This is a genomic window from Thalassotalea sp. PP2-459, from assembly GCF_001913705.1.
In the GTDB taxonomy this organism is placed as follows: Bacteria; Pseudomonadota; Gammaproteobacteria; order Enterobacterales; family Alteromonadaceae; genus Thalassotalea_C; species Thalassotalea_C hakodatensis.
This window is the reverse complement of the sequence record NZ_MKQD01000034.1, coordinates 318,694-333,316: the sequence shown is the minus strand read 5'-3', so window position 1 is coordinate 333,316 and position 14,623 is coordinate 318,694. Positions and strand designations below refer to the sequence as shown.

Here is a 14,623-nt window from a genome sequence, read left to right as displayed (position 1 = left end):
AGATTAATCTGCGCGAGGAATTTTTAAGGTTTGTCCAATACGAACAACATTTGATGTAAGTTTGTTCACTGACTTTAATTTTTTTACCGACACATTATATTTGTGAGCCACTACTGATAACGATTCTCCCCTTGCGATTTTATGTTTACGATGGCCGATTGAGGCATAATAAGTACCGTCAGGGGCGTTAGCCGCAAAATAATTATCTATTGAAGTATAAATTGCTCTGGCAAGTTTTTGTTGATGCTGAGTAGAGCGCAATCGTTTTTCTTCCGCATGGTTTGAAATAAAACCGGTTTCAATTAATACGCTTGGAATATCAGAAGACTTTAATACTGCTAAGCTCAACCCTTCTGGTCTCTTTTTATGTAATTTGGTAATTTTACCTAACTCTCGCAATACATATTCAGCAAAAGCATAACTGCTTGCCATAGTGTATTCTTTTTTCATATCAGCTAGCGTTAATGCAAGGTTGTGATCTTTCGTTTTCTTAATCGTATCGCCCGCCCCTCCAAGTAATTCAGACTCTTTCTGACGATTAGCAATCCAGCGGGTAAATTCAGAGTTAGCTCTTCTGCTCGATTGCACCAATACCGATGCCCCATGCGGCTGTGGCGATGTGAATGCGTCAGCATGAATAGACACTAATAAATCGGCTTTATTTTCTCGTGCGATTACCGTTTTACGGTTATGATTCACATAATAATCACCTGTTCTTACCATCACAGCAGACAAGCCTTTTTGTCGATTAAGTAATGCGGCGAGTTTTTTTGAAATATTCAGCGTTACATGCTTTTCGTATGTGCCTTTCGCACCGATTGAACCAGGGTCTTCGCCACCGTGACCTGCAACGATCGCGATCACAATATCACGGTTGCCTTGAGAAATAGGGTTTGTTTGCTTCACCACTCGATTTTGATCAAACAAGTCAACCACAAGGCGATCTCCATATTGCCCCGCTGGCGGCAATGCAAAGATATCAAGCTTAAATGCTTCGCTTAATTCTAATACTAAGCGAGTTGAGCGTTTATTTTTTGGTGTTGATGTGCGAATCTTCCGAATTCGCTTATCGTTATTTAATACATTAACCAAGTTAGCAATGTTTCGCGTATCATTAAAATCAATCACTAAACGTTGAGGATTTTTTAAAGAAAAATAGCTATAATCTGGCGTGGATGATAAATCGAATACCACACGCGTGTTTTCTGGTGCAGGCCACACCCGCACACTATCAATGTTATTTTTTGCAACTGATTCACTTGCATAAAACAGGGTGAAAATACTTGCTATAAACCACACTATAGCAACACTTCGTTGCAACATTATTATTACCTCTTTCTTAGCGCTCACCTAATACTGCCAAAAGTGTTCGTCCTTTGGAAGTATGAGCGGTTAATTCTACTTCTCTTTGTTCACCACAATATTGTAAGGAAATACTAATATCAGCGTTAGGTAACACGCCCTTACCACGATCTGGCCACTCAACAAAACAGCAAGCTTTTTCATCAAAATAATCACGAATTCCCATAAACTCTAACTCTTCGGGGTCTGAAAGGCGATAGAGATCAAAATGGTACGCATGCCATTTTCCTATTTCATAGGGCTCAACTAAAGTATATGTTGGGCTCTTAACCTTACCTGAATGACCTAATCCTTGTACAAAACCTCGGGTAAGCGTTGTTTTGCCTGCACCAAGATCACCGTAGAGATAAGCAACAAAACCGCATTTTAATTGGTTCACGACTGCTTTTGCGAATGTATTGCCTAAGGCAACCGTTGCCTGTTCATCAATCAAACGTAAATGTAACCTGTTAACTGTCATAAATGATTCACTTGTTTAGTAACTGCTGAATAGGTAGAAAAAGATCGCTAGCTAACATACCTATTTTACCCTGTTTTTTTGCAATATCATCTGCTGCCTTACCGTGTAGATACACGGCTAATCGCGTTGCTTCCATTGGATCTGATAGCTGCATTAATAACGCAGCTATTATACCGGATAAAACATCGCCCATGCCACCAGAGGCCATCCCTGAATTACCCGATGTATTTATCCAAATTATCTCTCCATCTGAGATCAAAGAACCTGCACCTTTTAACACACAAATACCACCAAACTTTTTAGCGATAGCTTTCACTGCATCAAAGCGATTTTCTTCTACCTCACTGATAGTACAATTCAATAACTTAGCGGCTTCACCTGGATGCGGTGTTAGCACCCAATGCTTACGTTTACAGGGCGACTTAGCTAATAGTTGCAATGCATCTGCGTCAACAACTAAAGGGCGCTCTTCTTCAAGTATCAACTGAAATAATGCTGACGACCATTCATTTTGCCCTAAGCCAGGTCCAATTAACATCGCTTTTGCTCTTTCAACATAATGGCTTTTCATTAATGACTCAGCATCACTTGGCGCAAGCATAAGCTCTGGACGTCCGTTTACTACAAAGTGATGGTTATTGAAATCGCAACACACCGCAACCAATGACGCACCTGTGCGTAATGCGGCTTCACCTGCTAACCGAATTGCACCCGGCATACCCACATGACTACCAATACAAAGCAATAACCCCACATGACCTTTATGACTAGCGTCATTACGTACAGGAAAATTCGGAATAGCATTTTTCCCTTGAAGGTGTATTTGCGTATCAACACGTTGTTGAAAGCACTCATTGAGCGAAAGGGTTGCAAGATAAAGTTGACCAACAAAATCTGCAGCCTGGCCTGTCATCAACCCTTGTTTAGCAGCAATAAAAGTAACGGTTTCACTTGCACGTATTGCAGTGGTTGCTACGTATCCAGTGGTGGCATTTAACCCGGAAGGTACATCAATACTAACGATTGTAATATTTGTTCCATTGACAAGGTTGATGATTTTCGCAAGCTCTGACTTTAATGCTCCTTGATAACCAATACCAAAGAGCGCATCAATAATCAGCTCATATTGATTCTCTTGAAAAAAGTTGGGCGTGAGCGCTAGCTCACTTTGATATAGAACCGTAATGGTTGTTTTTTGTAAAGAATTAAAAGCTGTTAGTGCGCAGCCTTTAAGCTGTTCAGCTTCTGCGCATAAATAAACAGTCACTTTGTAACCGACTTCTGCTGCTAGTCTTGCAAGCACAAAACCGTCACCACCATTGTTACCCTTACCAGCTAAAATAAATAACTGTGTTGTTTTTGAGTATTGTTCTTGGATGCGCGAAAAAACAGCTTGTCCAGCTTTTTCCATCAAGGCATATAATTCAAGCCCTTGCTCCTTGGCAAGACAATGTTCATTCGTCAACACTTGTGTCGCGCAATAGGCGCTTTGTGGTAAACTTCTCAACAATTTTAATATGGGCATCGTTTAACACTCAATAAATGGATAACTCAACTATCAACTATCTAGAATTAGCCGAAAAAATCAAGTCTTGGGGCAAAGAGCTTGGCTTTGCCGATGTCGGTTTTAGTGATATTGATCTGTCCGAGTATCATCATCATTTTGAACAGTGGTTAGACAATCAATACCATGGTGAAATGGGTTACATGGCCAATCATGGTGATATGCGAGCGCACCCTGATAAACTTCATCCAGGTACAATTCGTGTCATCAGTGTTCGAATGGATTATCTTCCCGAAAACGCAAATTTTGCTCAAACATTAAAAAATAAAGATCATGCTTATGTGAGTCGATATGCGCTTGGAAGAGACTACCATAAATTGATGCGCAAACGTTTAAAAGCTTTAGGTGAAAAAATAAAGCACCATTGCCACGAGCTTGATTACCGCCCTTTCGTTGATTCTGCTCCAATTTTAGAACGCCCTTTAGCTGAAAAAGCAGGCTTAGGCTGGGTTGGAAAACATAGCCTGCTGATTAATAAACATGCCGGTTCATGGTTTTTTCTCGGTGAGTTATTAGTCAATATTCCGCTGCCAATAAGTGAAAAACAAGAAAGTTCATGTGGTTCATGTGTTGCTTGCATTAAAATTTGCCCGACTCAAGCTATTGTAGCGCCTTACGAGGTTGATGCCAGAAGGTGTATTTCATATTTGACCATTGAATTACGAGAAGCCATTCCGATAGAATTTAGACCCCTAATAGGTAATCGAATTTATGGCTGTGATGATTGCCAATTAATTTGCCCTTGGAATAAGTTTGCACAACTGTCTCAAGAAACAGACTTTCAAGCTAGACAAGGATTAGATGCCGTGACTTTACTTGAGCTATTTGCATGGGATGAAGAAACATTTTTATCAACACTACTAGGATCTCCCATAAGGCGCATAGGTTTTGAATGTTGGCAACGAAATATTGCGGTAGCCTTAGGAAATAGCGATTACTCACCTAACATTATTTCAACACTAAGCGCTAAAAGAACGCAGGCAACGGCTATGGTTGCAGAGCATATTGATTGGGCCATTGCACAACAGAAAAATAAACAATCAGAAATAACGATTTCAGTTAAGCAAAACAAGCAGCACCGCTTACATGCCAGGTTAGTCCGTTCAATAGAAAAAGGTCTACCAAGAGACGCTTAGCGGTTTATTAACCAGCTTCTTCAATGTTAACATCTTCTTGAGCATGGGGGTTTCTAAAGAAACGTTGCCAGTTTTCTTTCACTTCAGCCACCACTTCAGCATGTTTCCCTTCAAGTTTCGTGTTATCAAAAAGTTTAATCGCTTTATCTGCAAACGGGTAATCTTCTTCCTTTAGTTCTCCGGTTTCTTTCATAGCCACCATAATTTTTAATAAACTCGTGGAAAACTTCACACTGTTAGGTGCTAATTGTATCGCTTGCAACACAGATTCTAGTGCAGGTGAAAACCTTTTTTTCTGGTAATGTTCAACCGCCATATCATGTAATTGTTTAGGTGTGAAATGGATGTCAGCACGTTCTTTGGTTTCTTGTTCGATATACCGGTTAACCACTTGACTCGTTAGTGACTCTCCAGATATTTGATTTTTAATCGCTTCTAACAAAAGCATAGCCTCTTCACGCATACCTAATTCGTGAAAAACTTTCACCTTATCCAGGTTATCTTCAATTTCTGGCGTTGGTCTAAGCGATATTTTATGTTCAACAATGCGTTCTGCACGTTTTTCTTCGTTTTGAGCTTTAAATAAGCGAGCTTGCGCGACCGCTATTTGTTCTTTAAAGTCACTTGCTTCTTTATAGTCTTCTTGAACTTGTTGAATATATCTTTCAATCTGATTTAACAGTTTATCTGCGCTACCGTCTGTTATCGTTATTGCTAAATCAATACCTGCTCTGATCACGTTTAATAAGAGTTCAGGCGAATCATGAATAGAATTTTTCGCATTGGCAACAATACTTTTTGTCGCTTGAAATTGTCCGATATGATCATGATTAAGCCGTGCAAGGTCCCATGATTTTTTATTTCGCTCTATGTTTCGTGGCGATAATAATGTTGCTTTTTTGATTTCCTCGTAAGCCGTAGCATACATTTCCTGTTCAATATGGTATTGAGCTAATAAGTCATGCATTGCAAAACGTGTTTCTGGTTTGTCGGTTAAAGAACTTATCAGCTCATGTATTTCATCTATACGACCTTGCTTTAATAAAGACTTTACGTACCCTAAATATACCCAGCCAAATTTATATTTTTTCAATAACCCTTGAAAAAATAATTCTGCTTCATGAAATTCCAATAAACTTAACAAGGCTTCACCACGCATGCGCAATATATTGGGATGGAGGTGGCGTAAGGATTTATTCTTCAAATGCTGATCAGCAAAATAAATTACTTTAGAAAACTCACGTCTATCAATCGCTTGATATAAGTTAAATAATTTACTCTTTATTTTTAATGTATTCGATAAGCGTTCTTTAACAACCTTTGGAATTAAAGGCTTAACCCAAAAGTCATCAGGTTGTAATTCAATAATCGAGTTAACTAAACTTTCACTGGTCTCTGTGCTTAAAAAAATGAGCACCGTACGCTTAGTGACATGTCCTTTAAACTTCAACTCTTCTAATAAATGAAACCCGTCTTTATCACTATTTACATTGAAGGCACAAACCACAATTTGAAATTGCATTTCATTACAAAGTCGCATGCCATAATAAGCATTTTGCGCACACCTAACTTCGCGAATACCAAGTCCATATAAGGTTTTTTTTAATGTGTCGTGAATTAAGGTGTTATCATCGATAATTAATACCTTAAGTTCTTCATAACCTACAAAAAAGTCTTTACCGGCAGTTTCCATTAATTGTGTCACTTATTGGTGTCTTTACTCTTATTACTATGCACCCTTTCAACACATCTGTCCAAGATTTGGTATTTTTGTGCATCAGAAAAGTTTCGCCAGCCAACAATTTCATCAACATGTCGACCACACCCTATACAAACGTCCTTGTTGTCTAAACAGCAATTTCGAATGCAAGGGCTTAATGTTTTACTATCAATTTTCATGGTATTTAGATCGCTTGGCAAAAGTCGTGCAGTGCTTGATGGTGTGTTATCACTGTTTGCAAAGCCTCATGAATGTCGGTGCTATGTCCAACAGCAACTGCTTGAGCTAATGCATTAGCACTAAGGTATAACTGTTCTGCGGCTACTATTTTACTGCTATTGATCAAGATTGATAACGGTTCATCTAGTTCAATATTATTATTTTTCAGTGCTGAACTTATCGTCGATATCGCTTGCGAGATGTCTTGCAAATAATCCTCTAGCATAAATACTGCTAACTCTGGCGAACCTTGATTTTCAGCATACTGACTCAAATCAAACGGGGTTTGGTGTGCCAAATGCTGAGTTGGCTCAATGTCAGTTGTTCGAATAGGCTTTTCTGGTTTACTAATCTCTTTCTTTTTACTTAACGCTAACTTTTCTACCGGCTTATTTTTAGATTCAATCAACTCAAGTGACGGTAATGGCGATAGCCACGGCGCTAACTGCGCTAGTAATTCCTCTAGTTTATCAATAGGTGCTAGCGTCCCTATTTGCCAATGTAAAAAGTCTTCAGGAGTGTCAATATTTGATGCAGTTGAGTCGAGGCGAAAAACTCCCCTGTTTAGTTTTCGTCCTGCTGATAATTCGACATAAGGTGATTGAGTAAAGTCTGTCAATAACAAAGTAAATCGTCCCGTCTGCCAATAATTGATAGCTTGATGAGCTTCACTAACAGTAGTTACTTTTACCCCAGCCCATTGTAATAATGTTATCAACGGTGCTAGGCGCGCTATGCGATCACTTGCTAACAACACCTGAACTTTAGATGCTCGATAATGATAGTGGTTAAAAACTTTCCTAGAAAGAAGTTGATTATGCCTACCCGAATTATGCAATAATCCAGACAAACTGGTCAGCAATTGTACATTTGATATAGCGTTATCACTTAACGAGCAAAGCCCAGTTCGCGTTAAATACTGCCCTGAAAATCCTTGTATAAATTGTAATTTTGGCGCAATTTTTTCAGGTAATCCATTAAAGTGATTAGTCATAAGTTCAAGATCTTTCTGACTAAACTCCGATGTTATTATTAACACAGAATCAGCATGTTTTTTCAGATGTTTTACATGAAGCGCATCACGTACTTGTGCTGCTTTTGAAAACACCTCAACTTTCCCATGATTGTCGATGATCGTATCATTAATAAATGACGTTAAGTATGGATCAGTGGATAACAAATATATTTGTTGCTGTTTAAGGTAAACGTCTTTAGCAGGTTTTTCACGATGACTCGCTACTGCAAGAGGTAAATCAAAATTTAAATTGAATCCATGTTCAAGTTGTGAAATTCGAAGGTCTTTAATATGTAATTTACGGCAAAGCGCCTGCAGATAAGGTATAACAATTGGCGTATTAGGCATCACCTTATCGTCGTTAAGTAAAGCAACAATCGCCGGAATTGAAAGGTGATTGGTGTGATGTTTAACTTGATAATCAATGGTTAACACTTGCTGACCAGGGTTTATATCTTTTACGTCAACCGACAACAACAACACAGCAGAAATTTGCTCTTGCAGTACAAGTTTTCCAATCGTGAGTAAAAAATCATAGGCATAAGGCTGACTTATCGTCGCTTGTTCTGCTATTTGATGACTTAGGGATAAAAACACACGATTGGTTTTAGATTTTTGCTCAAGCGCAATGTTATTCATAACAGAGTGCGTAAAGTTGCTAACATTAACCTCAGCAGTATATTCAGGTATTCGTTTAGTGCTGGCGCCTAAAAATAACGCCTGATGACACCAAGTAATCGTTTCTTGGAAGCGTCGATATAGCTGCTGGTAATGATCTTCATAACTTTTAGCTGTATTTTGCGTACTTAATAAGGCACGTGTAATTGTTAATTGCAGCTCTGATAGTTGTGTTTGATGTTGATATTGTAACGAGTTTATTTCAGCTTTAGCGTCATTAAGTTGTTGTTCTAAAGCATGTTGTAGGTTGATGTAGACCTGTCTATCTTGTATCAAAACCCGCCACTGACCTTTAAGGTAGAGCATAGTAAAGCTAAAACTTGCTCCCCATTTATTGTCAACAATACATCTTGATACCGTTTGTTGCTTTTTACTTTGTTTTGCTGTTTTTAATAATGCTTTTATCTGTTGATTCGAAAATAATGCACGCCATGTATTATGTTGTGTATTACTTCCTTTTGATAATATTTCACTGAGTGTGCTAGGTATTTCAGTGGGCTCTTTAGTATAAAAAGATCCTAAATGCTCTAGATAAAATGCTTGCTGCTCTTGAAACGATGCTTGTAATTGTTGGTAGTCAGATTCATTGTGTAAAGGTTTTTTCAGTTGGGTAATTTCTTCACATACTGTTGCAAGTGACTTTGTGGTTATCTGCTCTTTAATAACCTCACTACCAGAGCTACTTCGTTCTACAACAGATAATAAGTTACTTTCATACTGTTTAAGTTGCCGTTTACTATGACGTATTTGCACAATTAAGAGCAAATAAAGAACACTAACAACAATAAGTATCGCCAATAAAAAGTTGCGATAGTTATATTTGGCATAAGGTGCTAACAATACTGCCAAGTACCCAGGAAACTCAGGTTGAGTGATTGTAGGCAGTCTTACTCGTTGTAATATTTCCAGTGTATTTTGACGCTCTAACGTAACCTGTTCTATGTATTGTTGAGCAATACGAATATGACCTCGCCATTTAGCAACAACATTTTGCTCGCCAAACATCAATAACTGCAACTCTTGAAGCACAAGTAGTAATTTATTGCTGCTATCATCAGACTTCGAATACTCTGTTAACGCAGGCTGCCAATAAGTTAATATTTCAGAAAATCGGTTAGTTAGATAATTAAAGTCAACTTGAACACTGCGGATAGATAGTCGCTGAAACATCACCTGTAATTCAACGACACTATTGAGTGTTTTAGTTAATAATGTCATCTCACTCGTCAGGTTTAGGTGTGCTTTCGCCCGAGATACCGTAACAGAATCAGATACTTTATCTTCAGTGATTTGCTGTGAAAGTTTATCCATAGCAAGTTGTTTACTGGTAATTTCTTGATTTAGTTGATCATGAACAAGTTGTAGTTGAATCAATACATTTTTATGAAGTAACTCGTTTATTTCAGCATGATTAGTGATTGTTCTTGCATGGACATTGAGCTTTTCAAAGCGATCGACAATAAGTGAAAGCTGTCTTTTCCCCACTGGGGTTAATTGTCTTATTTGTGCAAGAAGTGATAGTAATTGCTGGTGTTTATCTGTTAATTGTGTTGCTTCAGTACTTTCAGTGAGCTGTTGAAACAACACCATACTTTGCCAGGTTAAATGATGGAGTGCGGCTTGTTTTTGCAAAGCCGGCACTGCAGAACTATTTACCGCATCTAATTCTGTTTCCCGCGCATAAATAAGATAGAGTAGAATAAATACCGAAAGCAAAAACACCAACGATATCTTGGTGAAATGCGATGCTAACTGCTTATGAAGTGACGTTTTTGAATCCATGCGTTTATCAACTACCTGCAAAAATAGATCAGTACGCTATCGTAGCGTTACTGCTTCAGCTTGAAGAATCTTAGTGATTACAGTTTATTATTTAGTGTAATCAGCGGTACATATTCAACATGCAATCTTTACAGTTTATGGAATTATGACTAATAATCAACGGCTTTCTTTAACAGCTTCAGTTTTTCGTTTCGGTACCCATGCCCATTCCATTGTGCATACAATAGGTTGTTGGTCAGTTTCATCAAATATCTCCACAGGGACGACTAACTCACCTTTTTCAATATGATTAATACTGTCGCGTTGATCTTGGTTTAACAATGCAATCGCTTTTAAGTTCCCTTGCATTCGTCGTTGATAATCAATACGCATCGACTTTAGTAATGGAATGCAAGTGTCTGGTACATTCATACCAAAAACCATACCCGTTGTAGATTCTGCTAATACCGCAGCGGCCACAGCATGTATGGAGCCGATGTGATTCTGTACCTTTTTTCGATTGGTTAATCTCACAACCGCTTTTGATTCGGTTAATTGCTCAATACGAATGCCGGTGGTGCCTGCATACTTTACTTTTGAGCAAAAAATCTTGGTTATTAAAAAACCTTTTATGCCAGCAGGCAATACATTTAATTTATTAATGGTCTTCGCGAGTTTATTACGCATCATTCACCTCTTAACTGGTCAGACCATAAAACCTTAGCAAAGAAAAAAGCACTTGTCGTGCTTTTCTAACAGTATTGCTATTAACATTTAAATAAATGTTCGCGATACACTTTAAGCTCTTCTATCGACTCTCGAATATCATCCAACGCTAAATGCACGCCTTTTTTTTCTACTTTAGCTAAAACTTCTGGTTTCCAGCGCCGAGCAAGCTCTTTAATCGTACTAACATCTAAATTTCGATAATGAAAATATTGTTCAAAGTGAGGCATATATTTATTAATAAAACGTCTATCTTGCCCAATACTGTTACCACACATTGGTGACGCGCCCGCTGGTACATACTTTTCTAAAAAAGCTATGGTTGCTGCTTCTGCATCTAACAAGGAAGCATTACTTTCTCGACAACGTTGCGTTAACCCAGATGCACCATGCGTATCGATGCACCACTGATTCATATTGTCTAACACATCGTCAGGTTGATGGATAGCAAAGACTGGCCCTTCAGCAAGCAGGTTCAACTGGCTATCGGTTACAATGCTAGCAATTTCTAAAATCACATCATGTTCAGGCTCAAGACCTGTCATTTCCAAATCTAACCAAATTAAGTTGGTTTCGCTTAAAGACATATGTTTCCCTTGATGACTTGCACTTGAACATTACTAAACGTTGACAAGTAATAGCTGTAAGATAAATTTATCCGTATAATACGTGACAACACATATTGATTAAAACATTTTGTTTTAACCAAACTATATATTAACGACGATTAAAATGAAAAATTTCTGTGGCAAAAGCTAAAAAATTAACCAAAGGTCAACTCAGACGAATTAACGCCAACCAAGCGAAAAAGTTAGCGCGAAAATCTGCTGCTGTCGAATGGCAAGATGACGAATTAGGAGAATCACAACAAGGGGTAGTGATCAGTCGATTTGGACAACATGCTGACGTTGAAAGCACATCAGGTGACATTGTTCGCTGTAACTTGCGTCGTTCTGTTGGCTCTTTAGTTTGTGGTGATAAGGTACTTTGGCGACAAGAAAAAGAAACACAGCACAGTATTTCTGGTGTTATAGAAGCAGTTCATGAACGTGATTCTGTATTATCTCGTCCTGACGTTTATGATGGCGTTAAGCCCATTGCCGCCAATATTAGTCAGATAATAATCGTGACTTCGGTATTACCTGCTTTTAATGCTGATATTATTGATCGTTATCTTGTTGCTGCAGAGCAAACCGATATACCACCAATTATTCTGCTCAATAAAATAGATTTACTTGATGATGACCTCGCTGAAATTATCGATGAGCAATTACAAATATACCAAGATATTGGTTATAAAATATTGGCAGTTTCCAATACAACTCAAGAAGGTATCGCTACGCTTAAAGCACAATTAGCAGATAACACCAGTATATTTGTCGGGCAATCAGGTGTTGGCAAGTCCACACTAACAAACTCGTTGATGCCTGAACTTGGCTTATTAACCAAAGAAGTTTCTGGAAACTCAGGATTAGGACAACATACAACAACAGTGGCGAGGCTTTACCATTTTCTTGATGGTGGTGATTTAATTGATTCGCCAGGCATTCGTGAATTTGGCTTATGGCATTTAACGCCTGAGCAAGTTTACCAAGGCTTTATTGAATTTGCAGACTACCTTGGCACCTGTAAATTTAGAGACTGTAAACACCAAACTGATCCGGGGTGTGCACTAGTAGCCGCTTGCGAAGCTGGTGCGATTCATCCCGAACGATTAGCAAGTTTTCAGCGTATTTTATCAAGTTTAGGTACAAATACGCTAACCTCCAGATTTAATGATTAACATAAGATAATTAAAGGAACCATACGTGTCCGTAGATAACATAAAAATCGCTTTACAATACTTAATGCCAAAACACGGTATTTCACGACTTGTAGGTAAATTTGCCGCAGCAGAAGCTGGCTGGTTAACAACCAAAGCTATTCGATGGTTTATTAAAGCTTACAATATCAATATGAATGAAGCGAAATTTAAAAATGCCGAAGATTTTTCTACCTTTAACGAGTTTTTTACCCGTGAGTTGGCAGAGGGCGTTCGACCAATAAATCCAGATGAAAACGAAGTTTGCTACCCTGTAGACGGCGCTATAAGCCAGCAAGGAGACATAGTAGATGGACAACTCATTCAAGCAAAAGGGTTTAATTATAGTCTACAAAGTCTACTCGGTGGCGATAACAAAACCGCAGAACCCTTTGAAAATGGCAAGTTTTCCTGTATTTATCTAGCGCCGAAAGATTACCACCGCATACATATGCCAATGAGCGGCACACTTAGAGAGATGATCTATGTGCCTGGTGACCTGTTTTCAGTAAATCCGCTCACTGCGCAAAATGTTCCAGATTTATTTGCTCGAAATGAACGTGTTGTCACTATTTTTGATACAGAGCATGGTAGTTTAGCAATGGTGTTAGTGGGCGCTACCATCGTTGCCAGCATAGAAACTACGTGGGCTGGTACCATTACACCACCAGCAGGAAAAGATGTATTTCGTTGGCAATATCCAAAATCTGGCACAGGCGCGATTCACTTGCAAAAAGGTGAAGAAATGGGCCGCTTTAAATTAGGCTCAACAGTGGTCGCTACATTTTCACCAAATATGGTTGATTTTGTACCTGAAGCAGGTCCTGAAACTATCACCCGTTTAGGAGAGCCTTTCGCGACAATTTTATCCAAAGAATCGCCGTCAGAGTAATGAAAATTATTGCTCATCGAGGTGCAAGCGGCGAATATCCCGAAAATTCACTTCTTGCCTTTGAACAAGCAATTATACAGGGGGCTGATGGAATAGAACTTGATGTTCATTACCACGCTCCCAGCAACTGTTTTGTTGTTATTCATGATTATTTTGTGGATAAAACTACCCAAAACTACGGGCATATTAACCGCTATAGTTTACCCGAATTAACAGCTTTAACTCTTGGCTACGCACAACATATCCCAACACTTACGCAGACACTTCGCCACATTGATGGTCGTGTAATGGTCAATATTGAAATCAAAACAGTGCCTCAAGACAAAACAGAACTTAGCGCTCTGTTAAACTCATTACAAGTTCATTTAACGGAAGCTGTAACACAATGTAATTTTTCGTCGACACAAATATTATTGTCTAGTTTTGACCACCAGCTAATCAGCGCTTGCCAGCAGTTTATGCCTCAATACGCCGTTGCTGCATTGATTGCACATAACCCTCACGATCTAGGTGCATCTTTGATTTCACTAAATGTAGACGCTGTTAACCCTGCAATTGACTGCTTATCCGCTGATTTAGTCCATCATTTAACTGAAGCAGATATAAAGATATGGGTGTATACTGTTGATCGTGAAGAAGATATTTTACGTTGTTTAGCATTAAACGTTGAGGGTATTTTTACTAATTTTCCTAAGCAATCTCAAAAAATTGTTTCAGATTTTCATGCGAGACAATTATAAAGTAAAAATTTAACATAAATAACAACAGGTTAATTCAATATTAATTTAATGTAAATTTTAGTTGCTCATTTATTCAACACGAGATACGATTATGTTCGTAATATAATCGTAACAACGTGGAAACAGTGTTAACCACACAAAGCATTAAGGAACTTCAATGGCTCATGATAATAATGGTGTTAAGCCTACAGAAGCCGAGCTGACTTTATTAAATATTTTATGGCAAATTGGTCCTGCAACAGTACGTCAGGTGCATGAAACGGTAAGCCAAACACAAAGAACAGGTTATACAACCGTACTTAAAATATTACAAATAATGCATGAAAAGTCATTGGTGATTCGCGATGAAAGTAATCGCGCACATGTTTATGCCGCGGCTAATAGCGAAATGCAAACACAATCATCGTTAATTCGTGATCTGATCACTCGAGCATTCGGCGGCTCAACGTCAAAGTTAGTGATGCGAGCACTCAATGAAAGCACAAGTAAAGAAGACATAGCAGATATTCGTAAGTTATTAAATGATTTAGAAAAGCAGGAATAACGCAC

13 protein-coding genes are annotated in these 14,623 nt (G+C 38.5%); 5 read left to right on the top strand and 8 right to left on the bottom strand.

The genetic code is table 11. The features are described from left to right. Positions 1–3: 3 nt before the first annotated feature. From BI291_RS07670 to BI291_RS07660, 3 genes are read right to left on the bottom strand one after another with little or no spacing between them, the layout of a single operon-like run. A complete protein-coding gene (locus BI291_RS07670) occupies positions 4–1,323 on the bottom strand; it encodes an N-acetylmuramoyl-L-alanine amidase (protein WP_074497924.1) in 1,320 nt (439 codons plus the stop codon). Between the two features lie 16 nt (positions 1,324–1,339). After that, positions 1,340–1,822, bottom strand: coding sequence for a tRNA (adenosine(37)-N6)-threonylcarbamoyltransferase complex ATPase subunit type 1 TsaE (tsaE, locus tag BI291_RS07665; RefSeq protein WP_074497921.1), 483 nt, complete (start codon positions 1,820–1,822; stop codon positions 1,340–1,342). A 7-nt stretch (positions 1,823–1,829) separates the two neighbouring features. After that, positions 1,830–3,347, bottom strand: a complete 1,518-nt coding sequence (locus tag BI291_RS07660; protein WP_074497919.1) for a bifunctional ADP-dependent NAD(P)H-hydrate dehydratase/NAD(P)H-hydrate epimerase — start codon at positions 3,345–3,347, stop codon at positions 1,830–1,832. Positions 3,348–3,364: 17 nt separating this feature from the next. Between BI291_RS07660 and queG the strand changes: the two genes are divergently transcribed. Next, positions 3,365–4,522 carry a tRNA epoxyqueuosine(34) reductase QueG gene (queG, locus tag BI291_RS07655; RefSeq protein ID WP_074497917.1) on the top strand — a complete coding sequence of 386 codons (1,158 nt, stop codon included), beginning with the start codon at positions 3,365–3,367 and terminating at the stop codon, positions 4,520–4,522. 7 nt (positions 4,523–4,529) lie between these two features. Here the strand turns inward: queG and BI291_RS07650 are convergent, their stop codons facing one another. The 5 genes from BI291_RS07650 to orn form a co-directional block, all read right to left on the bottom strand. Then, the gene (locus BI291_RS07650; RefSeq protein WP_074497914.1) at positions 4,530–6,227 is read right to left on the bottom strand and encodes a response regulator; all 1,698 of its coding nucleotides are present in this window, start codon (positions 6,225–6,227) and stop codon (positions 4,530–4,532) included. Further along, positions 6,224–6,421, bottom strand: coding sequence for a DUF1289 domain-containing protein (locus BI291_RS07645; protein WP_074497912.1), 198 nt, complete (start codon positions 6,419–6,421; stop codon positions 6,224–6,226). Before BI291_RS07645 ends, BI291_RS07650 begins: the two co-directional genes overlap by 4 nt. A 5-nt stretch (positions 6,422–6,426) precedes the next feature. Further along, positions 6,427–9,936, bottom strand: coding sequence for a hypothetical protein (locus BI291_RS07640; RefSeq protein ID WP_074497910.1), 3,510 nt, complete (start codon positions 9,934–9,936; stop codon positions 6,427–6,429). 156 nt (positions 9,937–10,092) lie between these two features. Further along, positions 10,093–10,605, bottom strand: coding sequence for a DUF4442 domain-containing protein (locus tag BI291_RS07635; RefSeq protein WP_074497904.1), 513 nt, complete (start codon positions 10,603–10,605; stop codon positions 10,093–10,095). Positions 10,606–10,682: 77 nt separating this feature from the next. Beyond that, positions 10,683–11,228, bottom strand: coding sequence for an oligoribonuclease (gene orn / locus BI291_RS07630; protein WP_074497902.1), 546 nt, complete (start codon positions 11,226–11,228; stop codon positions 10,683–10,685). A gap of 158 nt (positions 11,229–11,386) precedes the next feature. Here orn and rsgA point away from each other — a divergent pair, with 158 nt between their 5' ends. The 4 genes from rsgA (at position 11,387) to BI291_RS07610 (ending at position 14,618) form a co-directional block, all read left to right on the top strand. Continuing rightward, positions 11,387–12,424 (top strand): small ribosomal subunit biogenesis GTPase RsgA, encoded by a 1,038-nt coding sequence (gene rsgA / locus BI291_RS07625; RefSeq protein ID WP_074497900.1) that lies wholly within the window; start codon positions 11,387–11,389, stop codon positions 12,422–12,424. Positions 12,425–12,449: 25 nt separating this feature from the next. After that, a complete protein-coding gene (gene asd / locus BI291_RS07620; protein ID WP_217693813.1) occupies positions 12,450–13,334 on the top strand; it encodes an archaetidylserine decarboxylase in 885 nt (294 codons plus the stop codon). After that, positions 13,334–14,074, top strand: coding sequence for a glycerophosphodiester phosphodiesterase family protein (locus tag BI291_RS07615; protein ID WP_074497897.1), 741 nt, complete (start codon positions 13,334–13,336; stop codon positions 14,072–14,074). The genes asd and BI291_RS07615 overlap by 1 nt, the downstream gene beginning before the upstream one ends. 157 nt (positions 14,075–14,231) lie before the next feature. Continuing rightward, the gene (locus BI291_RS07610) at positions 14,232–14,618 is read left to right on the top strand and encodes a BlaI/MecI/CopY family transcriptional regulator (RefSeq protein ID WP_074497895.1); all 387 of its coding nucleotides are present in this window, start codon (positions 14,232–14,234) and stop codon (positions 14,616–14,618) included. Positions 14,619–14,623 lie beyond the last annotated feature (5 nt).